At 43.4% G+C, this 13,027-nt stretch carries 15 protein-coding genes; 6 read left to right on the top strand and 9 right to left on the bottom strand.

What is annotated here, in order from left to right:
• Positions 1-16 precede the first annotated feature (16 nt).
• The 4 genes from RDN79_RS01905 (at position 17) to RDN79_RS01920 (ending at position 3,217) form a co-directional block, all read left to right on the top strand.
• The gene (locus RDN79_RS01905; protein WP_298546497.1) at positions 17-700 is read left to right on the top strand and encodes a CDP-alcohol phosphatidyltransferase family protein; all 684 of its coding nucleotides are present in this window, start codon (positions 17-19) and stop codon (positions 698-700) included.
• Positions 697-1,632, top strand: coding sequence for a phosphatase PAP2 family protein (locus RDN79_RS01910; RefSeq protein ID WP_298546499.1), 936 nt, complete (start codon positions 697-699; stop codon positions 1,630-1,632). Before RDN79_RS01905 ends, RDN79_RS01910 begins: the two co-directional genes overlap by 4 nt.
• A gap of 156 nt (positions 1,633-1,788) precedes the next feature.
• Positions 1,789-2,595 (top strand): metallophosphoesterase, encoded by an 807-nt coding sequence (locus RDN79_RS01915; RefSeq protein ID WP_298546501.1) that lies wholly within the window; start codon positions 1,789-1,791, stop codon positions 2,593-2,595.
• Entirely contained in the window at positions 2,576-3,217 is a 642-nt protein-coding gene (locus tag RDN79_RS01920) for a hypothetical protein (RefSeq protein WP_298546503.1), read from the top strand. Before RDN79_RS01915 ends, RDN79_RS01920 begins: the two co-directional genes overlap by 20 nt.
• Before the next feature lie 80 nt (positions 3,218-3,297).
• Here RDN79_RS01920 and RDN79_RS01925 read toward each other — a convergent pair whose 3' ends face one another.
• Both RDN79_RS01925 and RDN79_RS01930 read right to left on the bottom strand, forming a co-directional pair.
• On the bottom strand, positions 3,298-3,927 hold the full coding sequence (locus RDN79_RS01925; protein WP_298546505.1) for an outer membrane beta-barrel protein: 630 nt from the start codon (positions 3,925-3,927) through the stop codon (positions 3,298-3,300).
• Between the two features lie 33 nt (positions 3,928-3,960).
• Entirely contained in the window at positions 3,961-4,614 is a 654-nt protein-coding gene (locus tag RDN79_RS01930; RefSeq protein WP_298546507.1) for a DUF4136 domain-containing protein, read from the bottom strand.
• A gap of 256 nt (positions 4,615-4,870) precedes the next feature.
• On the opposite strand from RDN79_RS01930, the gene RDN79_RS01935 reads away from it, so the two are divergent.
• The gene (locus tag RDN79_RS01935) at positions 4,871-5,164 is read left to right on the top strand and encodes a nucleotidyltransferase family protein (RefSeq protein WP_298546509.1); all 294 of its coding nucleotides are present in this window, start codon (positions 4,871-4,873) and stop codon (positions 5,162-5,164) included.
• Positions 5,165-5,372: 208 nt separating this feature from the next.
• Here RDN79_RS01935 and RDN79_RS01940 read toward each other — a convergent pair whose 3' ends face one another.
• The 7 genes from RDN79_RS01940 to RDN79_RS01970 all read right to left on the bottom strand — a co-directional run bounded on the left by RDN79_RS01940 (position 5,373) and on the right by RDN79_RS01970 (position 11,740).
• Positions 5,373-5,906, bottom strand: coding sequence for a fibronectin type III domain-containing protein (locus RDN79_RS01940; RefSeq protein WP_298546511.1), 534 nt, complete (start codon positions 5,904-5,906; stop codon positions 5,373-5,375).
• A 230-nt stretch (positions 5,907-6,136) separates the two neighbouring features.
• A complete protein-coding gene (locus RDN79_RS01945; protein WP_298546513.1) occupies positions 6,137-6,436 on the bottom strand; it encodes a hypothetical protein in 300 nt (99 codons plus the stop codon).
• Positions 6,436-6,765: a hypothetical protein gene (locus tag RDN79_RS01950; protein WP_298546515.1), complete on the bottom strand. Its 330-nt coding sequence runs from the start codon at positions 6,763-6,765 to the stop codon at positions 6,436-6,438. Before RDN79_RS01950 ends, RDN79_RS01945 begins: the two co-directional genes overlap by 1 nt.
• Positions 6,766-6,930: 165 nt before the next feature.
• Positions 6,931-8,616, bottom strand: a complete 1,686-nt coding sequence (locus RDN79_RS01955) for a leucine-rich repeat protein (protein WP_298546517.1) — start codon at positions 8,614-8,616, stop codon at positions 6,931-6,933.
• Positions 8,617-8,852: 236 nt separating this feature from the next.
• A complete protein-coding gene (locus tag RDN79_RS01960; RefSeq protein WP_186930361.1) occupies positions 8,853-9,533 on the bottom strand; it encodes an OmpA family protein in 681 nt (226 codons plus the stop codon).
• 45 nt (positions 9,534-9,578) lie between these two features.
• Positions 9,579-9,905 carry a hypothetical protein gene (locus tag RDN79_RS01965; protein ID WP_298546520.1) on the bottom strand — a complete coding sequence of 109 codons (327 nt, stop codon included), beginning with the start codon at positions 9,903-9,905 and terminating at the stop codon, positions 9,579-9,581.
• Between the two features lie 80 nt (positions 9,906-9,985).
• The gene (locus tag RDN79_RS01970) at positions 9,986-11,740 is read right to left on the bottom strand and encodes an ATP-dependent DNA helicase RecQ (protein WP_298546522.1); all 1,755 of its coding nucleotides are present in this window, start codon (positions 11,738-11,740) and stop codon (positions 9,986-9,988) included.
• A 73-nt stretch (positions 11,741-11,813) separates the two neighbouring features.
• Between RDN79_RS01970 and RDN79_RS01975 the strand changes: the two genes are divergently transcribed.
• A complete protein-coding gene (locus tag RDN79_RS01975; protein ID WP_298546524.1) occupies positions 11,814-12,995 on the top strand; it encodes an agmatine deiminase family protein in 1,182 nt (393 codons plus the stop codon).
• The last annotated feature ends 32 nt before the right edge of the window (positions 12,996-13,027 follow it).

Consider the following 13,027-nt stretch of genomic DNA (forward strand, 5'->3'; position numbering starts at 1 on the left):
AACAAAATAGTAAAATATGAAATTCAAAGTTTTTAGAGATTGGTTGCAACAGACGATCTACAAGATCATCAACCCGATCGTACATGGAATGATTAAAATTGGGATCACCCCCAATTTTATTACGACGACAGGATTAATCCTGAATATTGTGGCTGCCTGCATATTCCTTTATGCCGGAATGAAGGGAGAACGAGGTGATTTCTACTATATCGGCTGGGGTGGCGGCATCATCCTGTTTGCCGGGCTGTTCGACATGATGGACGGACAGGTAGCGCGTATTGGAAAAATGAGTTCCACGTTCGGCGCCTTATACGATTCGGTCCTGGACCGCTACAGCGAACTGACGGTTTTCTTCGGGATCTGTTTCTATCTGATCAACCAGGGATATGTCATCAGTTCGATCGTTGCCTTCATTGCTCTGATCGGTTCACTGATGGTAAGCTATGTCCGCGCCCGTGCCGAAGGGCTGGGACTTGAATGCAAAGTCGGCTTCATGCAACGTCCCGAACGCGTGGTATTGACCGGATTAGGCGCTCTTTGCTGCGGTATCTTCGCACCCATGATGGAGAACAACGAAACGTTCGAACCGATCATGATATTCGTCATTCCTTTGCTGGTCGTTGCGATATTCTCCAACATCACGGCATTCGCACGCCTGAACCATTGTCGTAAACTATTGAGCAGCAAAGGGAACGAATGAAAGACACAATTGTACTCCCGTCAAAGAAGGAGGCAGGGACTGTTATCGGCCTGACAGCGCTGTTTCTTTTACTGACAGCCGTATGTATCGGATTGCGTCCGGAGCATGTGTTCATGGTCGGCCTGTACTTGCTCCTCTTCTTTGCCAGCAAGACAACCCGTAAGTTGGCTGTCGCCTTGTTGCCGTTCGCTCTTTTCGGCATTTCATACGACTGGATGCGTGTTTTCCCGAACTACGAGGCGAACCCGATCGATGTGGAAAGCCTGTATAATCTGGAAAAAAGCCTGTTCGGCATAAACGATAATGGGAATATCCTGATTCCTTGCGAGTATTTCGCGATCCATAATTGCCAGATAGCGGACTTCCTTGCTGGTATATTTTACCTCTGCTGGGTCCCGGTTCCGATCGCTTTCGGGTTGTGGCTCTATCTCAAGGGAGACCGTAATTTGTATCTCCGCTTCTCGATGGTATTCCTGTTCGTCAACCTGATCGGCTTTGCCGGGTATTATATCCATCCGGCAGCGCCACCGTGGTATGCTATCAATTATGGATTCGAACCGATACTCGACACACCGGGCAATGTTGCCGGCCTCGGCAGGTTCGACGCATTGACCGGCCTTTCGATCTTCGATTCCATCTATGGCCGCAACGCGAACGTATTCGCGGCAGTCCCGTCATTACATGCCGCATATATGGTCGTGGCGCTATGCTATGCGGTTATCGATAAATGCAATAAATTTGTGATCATCCTGTTTGCCATCATCATGGCGGGAATTTGGGGAACGGCGGTTTACACCTCACATCACTATATTATAGATGTAACATTGGGAATCTGTTGCGCCCTCTTAGGAATCCTGCTTTTCGAGAAAGGATTGATGAAGACAGGCTGGTTCAAGAACTTCTTCAACCGGTATTATCATTACATTAAATAGCATACCAATTAAACAATATGCCGGATGTGCCAATATGAAAGAATCTTTCATTGGCATATTGGCATATTAGTTTATTGGCACATTATTCATTGCATCCCGACCATTTTTGAAGTGGCATGACATCTTAACTTTGCCGCAACTAAAAGTTAGGATGTCATGTATAAACAAACTCTGTCATTATTCCTAAGCATGCTCTTATCCGCATGCGACCTGATCGATTACCATCCGTATGACGGCCGGCTCACCATTTCCGAACGCGATATCAACGGCAACAACATCCCGCTTATCGAGGCGGCGACAAAAGATAAAGACACGATCCGCTTCATCCTGATGGGCGACACACAACGCAGCTACGACGAGACGGAAGATTTCGTAAAACATATCAATACTAAAAAAGACAGCATCGATTTCATCATACACGGAGGAGACTATACCGAGTTCGGTATGAAGAAAGAATATGAGTGGGCTGTCGATATCCTGTCGAAGCTCAATATCCCGTATGTCGGATTGATCGGCAACCATGACGTAATCGGCAATGGCGACCAGGTTTTCAACAATCTGTTCGGAGAAGAGAACTTTTCCTTTATCGTCCGGGACATCAAATTCGTTTGCCTCAACACCAATGCGATCGAATACGACTATTCCCATCCTGTCCCCGACTTCGGTTTCCTGAAAGAGGAACTGCAAGACAGTAGCCGTCATTACAGCCGCACGGTCGTCGCCATGCATGCACGCCCCGGAAGCGAACAATTCGACAATAACGTAAAAGACGTATTTCAGCTGTATATCCGCGAATTTCCCTCTTTGCTATTCTGCCTGAATGCGCATAACCATCAGTTGCAAGTGGAAGACCTTTTTGACGACGGGATCATTTACTACGGCTGTAGCAATATAGCCAAACGCAACTACCTATTATTCACCCTAACCCCGGACAACTACACGTATGAAGTTATCGATTTTTAAATGGACGATAGTATTTCTTTTCCTGGCCGGCACTTTACAGGCACAGGAGGAAATCGAGGAAGATATGCGATATAAGAAACGTGTGGAAAAATACATTTCCAGATGGGAAAAGCTCATTCCCCGCTATACCAAATTCCAGTTTGCCGGATCGATGGGTATGCTTTCACTCGGAACAGGCTGGAATTATTATCGCAATCACTGGGAAACAGACGTATATTTGGGAATAGTTCCCCGCAATTCGGATCGCCACGCTATGGCAACCCTTACGCTCAAACAGAATTATTACCCCTGGAACATCCATATCGCCGACAAGTTGTCTTTCGAACCTCTCGCCTGCGGTGTCTATATCAATACTCTGTTAGACCGCGACTTCTGGGGCAAGCAGCCGGACAAATATCCGCAAGGCTACTACTGGTTTTCCACCCGTATCCGTACCCATGTCTTCATAGGAGAGCGATTCACATTGAAGTTAGATACCAATAAGAGCTGGCACAAATCCATCTCTTTCTTTTACGAACTCAGCACCTGCGACCTGTATCTGATAAACAAGATCGGAAACGGTTACCTGAAACCCAAAGACTATCTGAGCCTCTCGTTCGGCCTCAAACTGCAAATCCTGTAAAACAAAAACGGGAGGTGCCATTACGACAGCCTCCCGTTCCCCATAAACTACATAAAACACTTAAAAGAACAAACTTCGCATTAGAATGCAAGACCTAAGCGGATACCCCAGTTATTCAACCCATCGATCGAATAACTCAGGACTTCACCTTTATTGGTTGCATAATTATAGTAGGCAGCGATATGCAGACCGATCTGTTTCTGAGGAGTAAAATACATATTCATACCGATTTCGGGAGATACGTAGAAACCCCAGTTACGGTCGTAAACTTTCATCACATTCATATAAGTCGACATTTCACTGTAGCTTGCCCCCAACTGCACACCGGCATAAGGCTGGAACTGACTTTCGGGAGCCACGTTGTAACGGAAAGCCGCACCGAAAGGCAACTGGAAGATAGAATGCTGCTGATCGGAAGTGATAGCCGATGTAGAACTTACCGGCAATGTCTGGCGATCGATATACTTATTATTGGTATGATAAGAGATAAATGCACCTACCGAGAAATTAGGAACTACATAATAACCGGCTTCAGCATGTGCACCCCAACCGCTTGTCTTGTCAGAGAAATTCTGGCTGAACGGCGAGTTGATCTGCCAGTCCACATTAAAATACATGTTCTTTACAACCTGGGCTCCAGCCAGAGAAGGTATCGCTAAACAGGCAACAAGTAAAGCGATTAATTTTATTGATTTATATATCTTTTTCATAAGACTCAAATTTATCTTTTAATTCGCGTTTAATTATTTTTTCAAGTACGGTGACTGTACAAAAGCCTGCTCGATGGCACGGGTAGAAAGTTGGATATTTACCTTGTCGGAACCGGACAGCAAGCCAGTCATGTAAGCAGTCCAGAGAACCGGAAGTTTAGCATCTGTAGATTTTGGCTGCGGAGCTTTCAAGTCGACCAGCTCAACCAATAAAGAACCTACGCTATAGCTGTAGACGACAGGATACGGATAGTACCATCCATTCCATGCTCCGGTCCAGTTACCCCAGTAACCATACCACCAGTTATATCCCGGATATCCCCACCACCAGTAAGGATTGTCATGATAGTTGGTAAAGTAATTTACATTTTTCACGAAAGAAACCTGCAAACCCAGATCTGCGGCTTCTTTATCCAGTGTACGTGTGTAACCACGACCTTCCATGCCATTAACCAAAGTAGAGACGATATCGTCAGCTTCAGTTGCACTCCAGAATTCCGGTTTTTCACTATTACCGATAACCATTACACTATCAGGAATGTAGAAAGTTGCAAACGATTCGAAATTAGCATCCTTGTTGTGATCTGTGAATACTACGAAATCATCGCTTAGTTTTGACATGTCCGGGTCCTTCTGGCAAGACGCCAGTAAAAGAACCAATAAGAAAAAAGGAAGAATCTTTTTCATCTCATTCAACGTTTAAAACAGTTTATACTATTATTTGTGCACTTATATATAAGTTACTATTTAAACAACATGAACTAAAAAAGGTTTGCATTCTCCCTTTTCAAGAGTGTTAATTAACTTGTCTGAAGATTTTGGAACGGTTATAAACGACTGTTAAAGTAGTTCGTTATGTTACATAAAAAGATTCCCACAACAGCTATATTGCATATTTGTAAACAATTACTATCTTTGCCATTAGACATCCAGATCAATAAAAATGAAAACGACAACAGAATATATCGCCTTATTAAAAAAGTATATGAAAAATAATGCCTCCAAATATGGAATTATCAGAATGGGTATATTTGGTTCTGTTGCCCGTCAGGAACAAAACGAAAATAGTGACATTGATATTTATATAGAAGGAGAACTAAAAGGTTTTTTCGCCTTGTCCGGTATAAAAAATGATTTGGAAGAATTATTGGGCTGTTCTGTCGATATAGTCCGTTTGCGAAATAAAATGGATGCTTTCCTGAAACAAAGAATAATAAAGGAGGGTATATATGTTTGACAGAGAGCTTGTATTACACACATTAGGTCTGATAGACCAGTCTTTATCCATTATTCAACATTTGCAAAAATGATATTCCTATCCTCCATAAGGTTATCAAACGCATAATTACTGACATCGAAGATACGACAAAAAAGAGCGGAATCTAATGAAAGACTCCGCTCTATAAAATATTCTATCCTCTTATGTCTGCAAATAGAATAATAAACTACCGGACTACGATCTTATAACGCACCTCTCCTATCAGAACAATATACATTCCGGAAGAGAGGCGGATCGAAGACGTTCCGGATATCCGTTTGGCGCAGACACAATAGCCGGACAGATTGTAAATCCTAACCTCAGTTTCCAAAGGCGATTGTATCCATATTTGTCCATTCCCTATACGAATCTGCGGCTTGTTCACAGAGACATCCTCATTGTCGACAGAACTCCCGGTTGTTTCTGCAACCGTCGTACTTTGTGCCAGGATAACCGTTTCGCCATTGGCCTGCTTGACAGCTGTCGTTTCGATATAATAGGTCGAACCGGCTTCCAAGCCTTTCAACTGATAAGAGAATCCTGTAGACTTCAATTTTCCGTTGGCATCAAACGTATAAGTCGCTATCAACTCTGTTTTAGCAGCATCCCGATAAATATTAAGAACATAATCAGTCGCTTCGGCAACCGGTTCCCAAACGACAGTGAGGGTACTGTCGGTCACCTCCGGAACTTCCGGGTTCATGCTTTCTCCCTCTTCCACAATACGCTTGAAGTTCTTCCAGCCGGCAGCCTTCGAATAATTGCCTTTAGAGCCTTTCGGGACATAGAGAGTACAAATGTCGCTTTGTTTCGAATAATAGAAGAAAGCATATTCCGGATATTGCCCTACTTCTTGTCATCCAAATTCTATTTAAATAACCCACATCCCATCATTATCCTTACCTTCTCGCTTCAGGATTTCCATTTCCTTCAAAGCAGAAAGATCACGTTCTATATGCGCTGGCTCACCGACAAAGTCTCCGACATTAGTTTGGCGGTGATTGTCGGTGACTTCTTGATGAGACTGATAATTTTCTGCTGACGCTCAGCGAGTTTAATCTCCGACACATCTCTGTCATGGTCTCCGACATTCAATGTGTCGGCAGAGGCAAAAATGATCGTCTGAAATTGAGTTGGAGTAGATTTAAATACAGGTTTCAATTCATCCCTGTATCCTTCCAAAGCCTTAGTCTCATTACAGATACGTGTAAGTCCACTACCTCGCTTCTCCATATAGTCCAACTGCGCCATCACATTTGCGAGTATCGGATTACGTCTTTCAGGTTACCTGTAAACTCAGCATCATTGATAGCATCACTTTTGTCTTTGCCATCCCTACGAGTACAATACAGACGTGATTGCCATAAAGGGCAATCGTCCGCAAACAAAGCCCCTGCATTTGTTAGATAGCCATTGCCTAAAACGAGACCAAAAGACAACAGGTATTTCTTATCCCAATCTTGTTCAGTACGTTTCTTAAACTCATTTGCCAGTATGATGAAAGTATTATTTTCTGCCTTATAATTTGTCAGCAAGGAGTCATAGGTTTTATTTGAGCCTTTGAGCACCAGTCTGACCATTTGCTCCGCTGTAGCAGGCATACTCTCGTCACCAACACGAACAAATGCTACACGCTGGCCATCACCTACATATAACCATTTGCCCCTCTCAACAAAAAGGAGAGTCCATCAAAAACAAGTTTCGATAGACTCTCCTTATTTATAGAGTTTTGTTGGCAGCCGATCTTATCGTATTACAATCTTATGACTTTCATCACCTGCCACCACGATATACAAGCCTTTTGCAAGTTGGAAAGAGCCATATCCGGCGACCTTGCCGGCGACAATACATTGTCCGGAAAGGTCATAGATGCGAACAAGGATCTCGCCGGTTGCACAAATCACGACCTCGTCGCCTTGTACACAGACAACCGGTCTATCGACCGTTACGCCTTCATTACCGGTCGCCGTGCCGGTCGTTTTGACTTCTATCGTATTTTGTGATATGATAATCGGAGTCGGATAATCTCCTTCCCGGACAGCCATTGTCTCAATATAGTAGGTTCGACCGGCTGACAGTCCCTCGATTGTAAAAGAGAATGAAGACGAACGGAGTTTGCCGTCGGCATCGAACTGATATTCATCCTTCAGCCGGGTCTTAGCCGCGTCCTCGTACACCTTTACAATATAACCGGTTGCCTGTTCAAATGTATTACAGGTTACAGTCATTGTACTATCGGTTGTTTCGCCAACTACCGGTTCTATTATTTCCCCTTCTTCTAATATTCCACCAAAGTTTTTCCAACCTTCCGCCTGCGCGTATTGTGCTTTGGAGCCTGAAGGAACGTATAAGACACAGTCATACACCGGTGAGGAATTAAATAAATCCTCCATTGTTGCATGGAAAAACAATTGGGGGAAAACAGCAGGGACGGGATTCAGGCAATGCATTTCCGTCAACGTACCGACACATCCGGCAAAACAACGTTCTCCGATCGTAGTCAAGCCGGCAGGCAATGTGATCGACTTTAATTTTTCGCATCCGATAAATGCCTCTTCGCCGAGTTCCGTCACCCGATAGCTCTTACCGTCCTTCGAAACAGTTGCAGGGATGATACAATCCGTTACGGTCCATGTGGCATTATCTTCGACATCCGTACCTATAACAGCTACATTTTCCGAACTTGTTATCTGGTATTTCACATGGTCTGCCACAAAGAAATCCGACTCTTTCACTCCTTTCGCACGAATCAACATATGCCAGGATGCATTCAAATTAATTTCTCCTGTTGCAGAAGAATAAATGTCGCCAGAAACCTTCTGAACATCACTTCCATATTCGACTGTGATATTTTGGGGCAGTTCGTATCCGCTTTCCGGTACCAATTTACCAACAAACCGACCGTCTCTGCTGACTTTAAACGAATCGGCTTCTAATGTCAAATGCTCCAACTCGGAAACCACATAATATTTTTTACCGGCATCCTTCCGGCTGACCAGAAAGAAGGTATAAGTATTTGTTTTCGTCTTATCTGCCGATGTCACTTGTACCTTAGCCAAACCGCCTTGCTTCAACGGGACATCCGTAATGACCAGCGTCGCATCCGGATCATTCGGCTCGGCAACCGGATAAATCCTATACGTATCCATTTGCGCATCCGTGTAAACAGGGGGCATTCCCTGACTGATTGCATCTTCATTACTGTTGTAAGGGACTTCGTAGTTATAAGTGTCCGGCTTAAAATTATTGACCGGTACACTATAGCCATCTTCCCCTATTTTGTAAGAAAGGGATTTCAAGGTGGCATCAGCGGCTTCGGAGGAAGCCAATCCGGTACTTCCCGCGACATGTGCCGATGACAACAGTAATCCGGCCAATACCAATAAGACATTCATCTTATGTCCTGCTCCAATGTGTAAAAATTCATTCATACTCTTATTATTTATGGTTTAACAATTGTACAAGGCATCGCCTCAAATATGACTGATCGCAAAGGAGGCGGTTTCATCATGATACCTATTGTTTATCAACAATTATTTTCAAGCATACAGACAAAGATAGAGATAATATGATAGAAAAAACAACAAAACTTAATAATTATATAATCTCAAAAAAAGGGATATCCGAAAGCCGGACATCCCTTTTATAAATTCCAATTTACTACTTCTTAACGCAATGTTCCCTGCTGTGCCTCCTGGATCATTTTCTGGTTAGCCAGGATGATAATTTCGACACGGCGATTCAGTGCGCGTCCTTCCGGAGTATCGTTAGAGGCAATCGGATCATGAACGCCTTTACCTTCATAAACCATGCGGTCGCTGCTGACGCCTTGCAGCATCAGATAGTCATACACGCTCTTTGCACGCTTCTCGGATAATGTCTGGTTATAGTCGACTTTACCAGTATTGTCCGTATATCCGACAATCTTGATATCCGTATCGGGGTTGGCTTTCAGGCTGTTTGCAAAATTACGCAAAGCACTCTTGGAGGCATCGCTCAAAGTGCTCGAATTGGTAGCAAACAAGATACCTGAATCAAATGTGACCTTCAGCGCCTCACCGTTGTTGATGGTTTCGACAGTCGTTTCTTCCGGCAGCGTAGCTTCCAGTTCCTTCTTCTGTTTGTCCATCTTCTTACCGATCAGAGCACCAGCAGTCCCACCCACGGCAGCACCGATTATCGAACCCAAAGCGGTATTACCAGCCAAAGCTCCGACTCCGGCACCTACCGCCGCACCTCCGCCGACTCCGATAGCCGTACCTTTAGCGGTATTGTTCCATGTTCCACAACTCGTAAAAACGACTGCCATACAAAGCAGCAAAACTGATAACAACTTAAAATTTCTCATCTTCTTATTCTTTTGTAAACTATATTGTAATTATACAACAGTCTATTATTCGAACATGTTGATGGAATCGCAATATTCAAGTTCTCCCTGTACAATAAAAGTGATGTCTTCAGGAGCGAACTTGCCTACACCGTCTTTTTGCGCATTTTTTACAACAAACCCGATCAATTCATCTTCATCAATATCAATTTCGGCATTGTCATCAGAATTTTCATCAAGAAAACCCTTCGACTCATAAAACTCATAAATCAGATCCACAATATAATTAATATCGTCATTACTGAATTTCCCTTTCAATTCCTGGGGAAGATAGTTCTGGATAAATGCTACAGAATCGTCTTCATCGTAAATCAAATCGTCTTTGTCACTCATATCTTTTTAATTTTTGGTTGATAGATGCTGCAAAGATATTGGAATAATCGAACTTTGCCCATTATTTTCCTTACAAATCTTCACTCTTTATGCAAGCAATTGTCACAACACCCGCACCGTGTCCCTTCCATGCCGAAATATTCGGAAATAAACTCCTGGCGGCAACCTTGTGTCTCAAGATACTCCACTACCTTTTCGATTCGCATTTTGAATGCAGCCAAACGGTCATCGTAAGAAGCTGTCGAAATAGAAAGGCGTTCCAAGGGAACGCGGATCATCTTAAAAGTGATCCGGGGATTCTTGCGAGGAGGGACATAGCAAAAACCGATGTTCCGAAGATAACCCAATACTTTCGCAACCTGCAAAGGTTCCAATCCTGTCTTTCTTGCCAGCAGGTCTATACTGACAAACACGCCATCGGAAAAAAGCCCTTCATAATTCCTCAGAACGGCAACAAGTATTTGGGCAGCCGGAGAATCATCTTCAAGAAAGCGGTCAAGCGTCCAACGGGGCTGGTCATACCTTAAATAAGGGTGGGAATCCGGATAAGGTTCGAACCGAAGATAGTTCGACAAAGACAATATTTCAAGAGAAGCACGCAAACGGCCTTTATCGAAATGCCAATCCCGCAAAAACTGTTGTTCATCCAAATAAACGACAGTCCCTTCCCCATCTCCTTCTGCAATCTGAAAGCGGTTACAAAGAGCCTCATATACTCGCTTGATATACTCGATTGTAGGGAAAGTTTTGGAAGGGCGCCCCTTTATGTCTGTAATATCCTGCGGTCCCAACAAAGCCACGGCATAGGCCCGCTTTCCATCACGACCGGCACGCCCCGCCTCCTGGTAATAGGCTTCCATCGAATCGGGAAACTCCGTATGGATGACCACCCGCACGTCACCTTTGTCGATCCCCATCCCGAAAGCGTTAGTGGCAACCAATACGCGGATATCCCCTTTCTGCCAACCGGCCTGCCGCTCCGTCTTTATGCCCGGCTCCAATCCGGCATGGAAATATTCGGCCGAGATACCCGCCGCACGGAGTTTTCCGGCATACTCTTCCACCCCTTTGCGCGTACGGCTATAGATCACTGCGGAACCGGGGACGGAAGATAAAATATGACAAATCTCCATCAATTTATTATCCGTTTTACGAACCACGAAGGAAAGGTTATTCCGCTGGAAAGAGGTTTTAAAAATCTTATAACCACGACGAAAATGAAGCTGTTCGCAGATATCTGCGACTACAGAAGCCGTAGCAGAAGCCGTAACGGCTATTACCGGAACACGGGGAATGGCATCACGAATATCAGCGATGAGACGATAATCCCGGCGGAAGTCATTCCCCCACTGTGAGATACAATGCGCCTCATCTACAACCAACAAATTCACTTTTGCAGACAAAAACTTTAATTTCCCCTGAAAGAGATCAGAAGATATCCGTTCGGGGGCGATATAAAGAAACTTATAATCTCCCAAGATGCAATTATCCAGTTGTTGCAAAATCTCCCAATGCTGCATTTCCGAACTGATAAACGCCGACAAAATCCCTCGCTTTTGCAGGTTCTTCACCTGGTCCTTCATCAAAGCGACAAGCGGACTGATCACAAGGCAAATACCCGGTATCGCCAATGCCGGAACCTGGAAAGTAATAGATTTACCACCTCCCGTCGGCATAAGCGCCAATGTATCATGCCCGGACAGGATACTATCTATGACTTCCGCCTGTCCCGGCCGGAACCCGTCATAGCCCCAGTTGTGCTTCAGAACTTGTAATGGATTGTGCATATTATCGAACGTTTCTGCAAAGATAGGATGGTTTGTCGCAAAACCCATATTCTTTTTGCACTTTTGAATAGCCTTCAATATCTCATTTGAACCGAACTTAGCCTCATCAAACTTTGAAAACATGATAACAGACAAAGAAACAAATTTCGTTTATTTCAGTTCCTTGATAAAAGAGAACAAACAATATGCCCCGCTTTGGAAAAGGTTGGAAAGGATATTAATTAGAAAAAGAATCGGTTACGGTTTTATCCGAAACACACGCGATATCTGGTGCAGAGACTATATGCCCATTCAGGTAGACACGGATAAATTCATACAATTCAACTTCTTTCCGGATTATTGCCTTACGCCGCAGCACATTTCCAAGCTGACAATACAAGACGAAATCAGGATTCACCACAAAATAACACCCAAGCATATCGACATGGTTATTGACGGAGGTAATTTCGTCAAATCGGCATCGAATGTCATACTAACAGAAAAAGTCCTGAAAGAAAATCTGAAACTCAGTAAAGAAACAATTTGTAGCACATTGAAAAAAGAAATCGATATTGATAATGTCTTTATAATCCCCCAGTTGCCCTACGACATAACCGGACACGCCGATGGAATGGTTCGGTTCATGAACGATACAGACCTGCTCGTTGCCGATTATTCCAACGAAAGCAAAAGTTGGCGCATAAAAATGGACAAGGCTTTGGAAAAAACCGGATTAAACATCATTCCATATTCATCCCAAACTATAAACGAAAAAAATAAAGATGGAGATTACACCGCCAAAGGAACATATATCAATTTTTTACAGATTGAAAATTGTTTATTATTTCCTTTATTCGATTTGGAAACAGACGACTATGCTTTAACACAAACAAGAAAGTTATTCCCGCATTGCAGAGTCATTCCTATAAAATCCAACGAAATTGCTGTTGACGGAGGTGTCCTCAATTGTATTGCATGGAATATAAAAACAAATCCCTATTTTCTTCCTCAAAATAATATACCCGAAAAAAGACTTGACAAGTCAGAGCAAGGACTGTTCGTATTAAGCAGATTGGGTACTTATTTGTCTACTTTCGATTACTTGCAGATAGTAAAATGTTTTGAAGCCGTTTGGAACATAGCACCAGGGATTGAATTAGGACATGAAAATATAAAAAGCCAAGTACATCTCTTTCTTGAACAAGAACAGACTTATCAAAATTTTCCCAATCCTATCCCAATGGAGCTTGTAGACCAAACCATTGATTTGATTTTAGAATATATGAAAAACACCCATCAATACGAGATTTTCATTGTTCAATAACAGGAATACAAAAAATATATAAACACAGAAGA

Source organism: uncultured Parabacteroides sp. (genome assembly GCF_902493135.1).
GTDB lineage: Bacteria > Bacteroidota > Bacteroidia > Bacteroidales > Tannerellaceae > Parabacteroides.

What these genes read in the sequence shown, in the direction of transcription:
- RDN79_RS01905 (WP_298546497.1), top strand. Translation starts at nt 17, where the DNA reads ATGAAATTCAAAGTTTTTAGAGATTGGTTGCAACAGACGATCTACAAG.
- RDN79_RS01910 (WP_298546499.1), top strand. Translation starts at nt 697, where the DNA reads ATGAAAGACACAATTGTACTCCCGTCAAAGAAGGAGGCAGGGACTGTT.
- RDN79_RS01915 (WP_298546501.1), top strand. Translation starts at nt 1,789, where the DNA reads ATGTATAAACAAACTCTGTCATTATTCCTAAGCATGCTCTTATCCGCA.
- RDN79_RS01920 (WP_298546503.1), top strand. Translation starts at nt 2,576, where the DNA reads ATGAAGTTATCGATTTTTAAATGGACGATAGTATTTCTTTTCCTGGCC.
- RDN79_RS01925 (WP_298546505.1), bottom strand. Translation starts at nt 3,927, where the DNA reads ATGAAAAAGATATATAAATCAATAAAATTAATCGCTTTACTTGTTGCC.
- RDN79_RS01930 (WP_298546507.1), bottom strand. Translation starts at nt 4,614, where the DNA reads ATGAAAAAGATTCTTCCTTTTTTCTTATTGGTTCTTTTACTGGCGTCT.
- RDN79_RS01935 (WP_298546509.1), top strand. Translation starts at nt 4,871, where the DNA reads ATGAAAACGACAACAGAATATATCGCCTTATTAAAAAAGTATATGAAA.
- RDN79_RS01945 (WP_298546513.1), bottom strand. Translation starts at nt 6,436, where the DNA reads ATGGCGCAGTTGGACTATATGGAGAAGCGAGGTAGTGGACTTACACGT.
- RDN79_RS01950 (WP_298546515.1), bottom strand. Translation starts at nt 6,765, where the DNA reads ATGGTCAGACTGGTGCTCAAAGGCTCAAATAAAACCTATGACTCCTTG.
- RDN79_RS01955 (WP_298546517.1), bottom strand. Translation starts at nt 8,616, where the DNA reads ATGAATGAATTTTTACACATTGGAGCAGGACATAAGATGAATGTCTTA.
- RDN79_RS01960 (WP_186930361.1), bottom strand. Translation starts at nt 9,533, where the DNA reads ATGAGAAATTTTAAGTTGTTATCAGTTTTGCTGCTTTGTATGGCAGTC.
- RDN79_RS01965 (WP_298546520.1), bottom strand. Translation starts at nt 9,905, where the DNA reads ATGAGTGACAAAGACGATTTGATTTACGATGAAGACGATTCTGTAGCA.
- RDN79_RS01970 (WP_298546522.1), bottom strand. Translation starts at nt 11,740, where the DNA reads ATGGGTTTTGCGACAAACCATCCTATCTTTGCAGAAACGTTCGATAAT.
- RDN79_RS01975 (WP_298546524.1), top strand. Translation starts at nt 11,814, where the DNA reads ATGATAACAGACAAAGAAACAAATTTCGTTTATTTCAGTTCCTTGATA.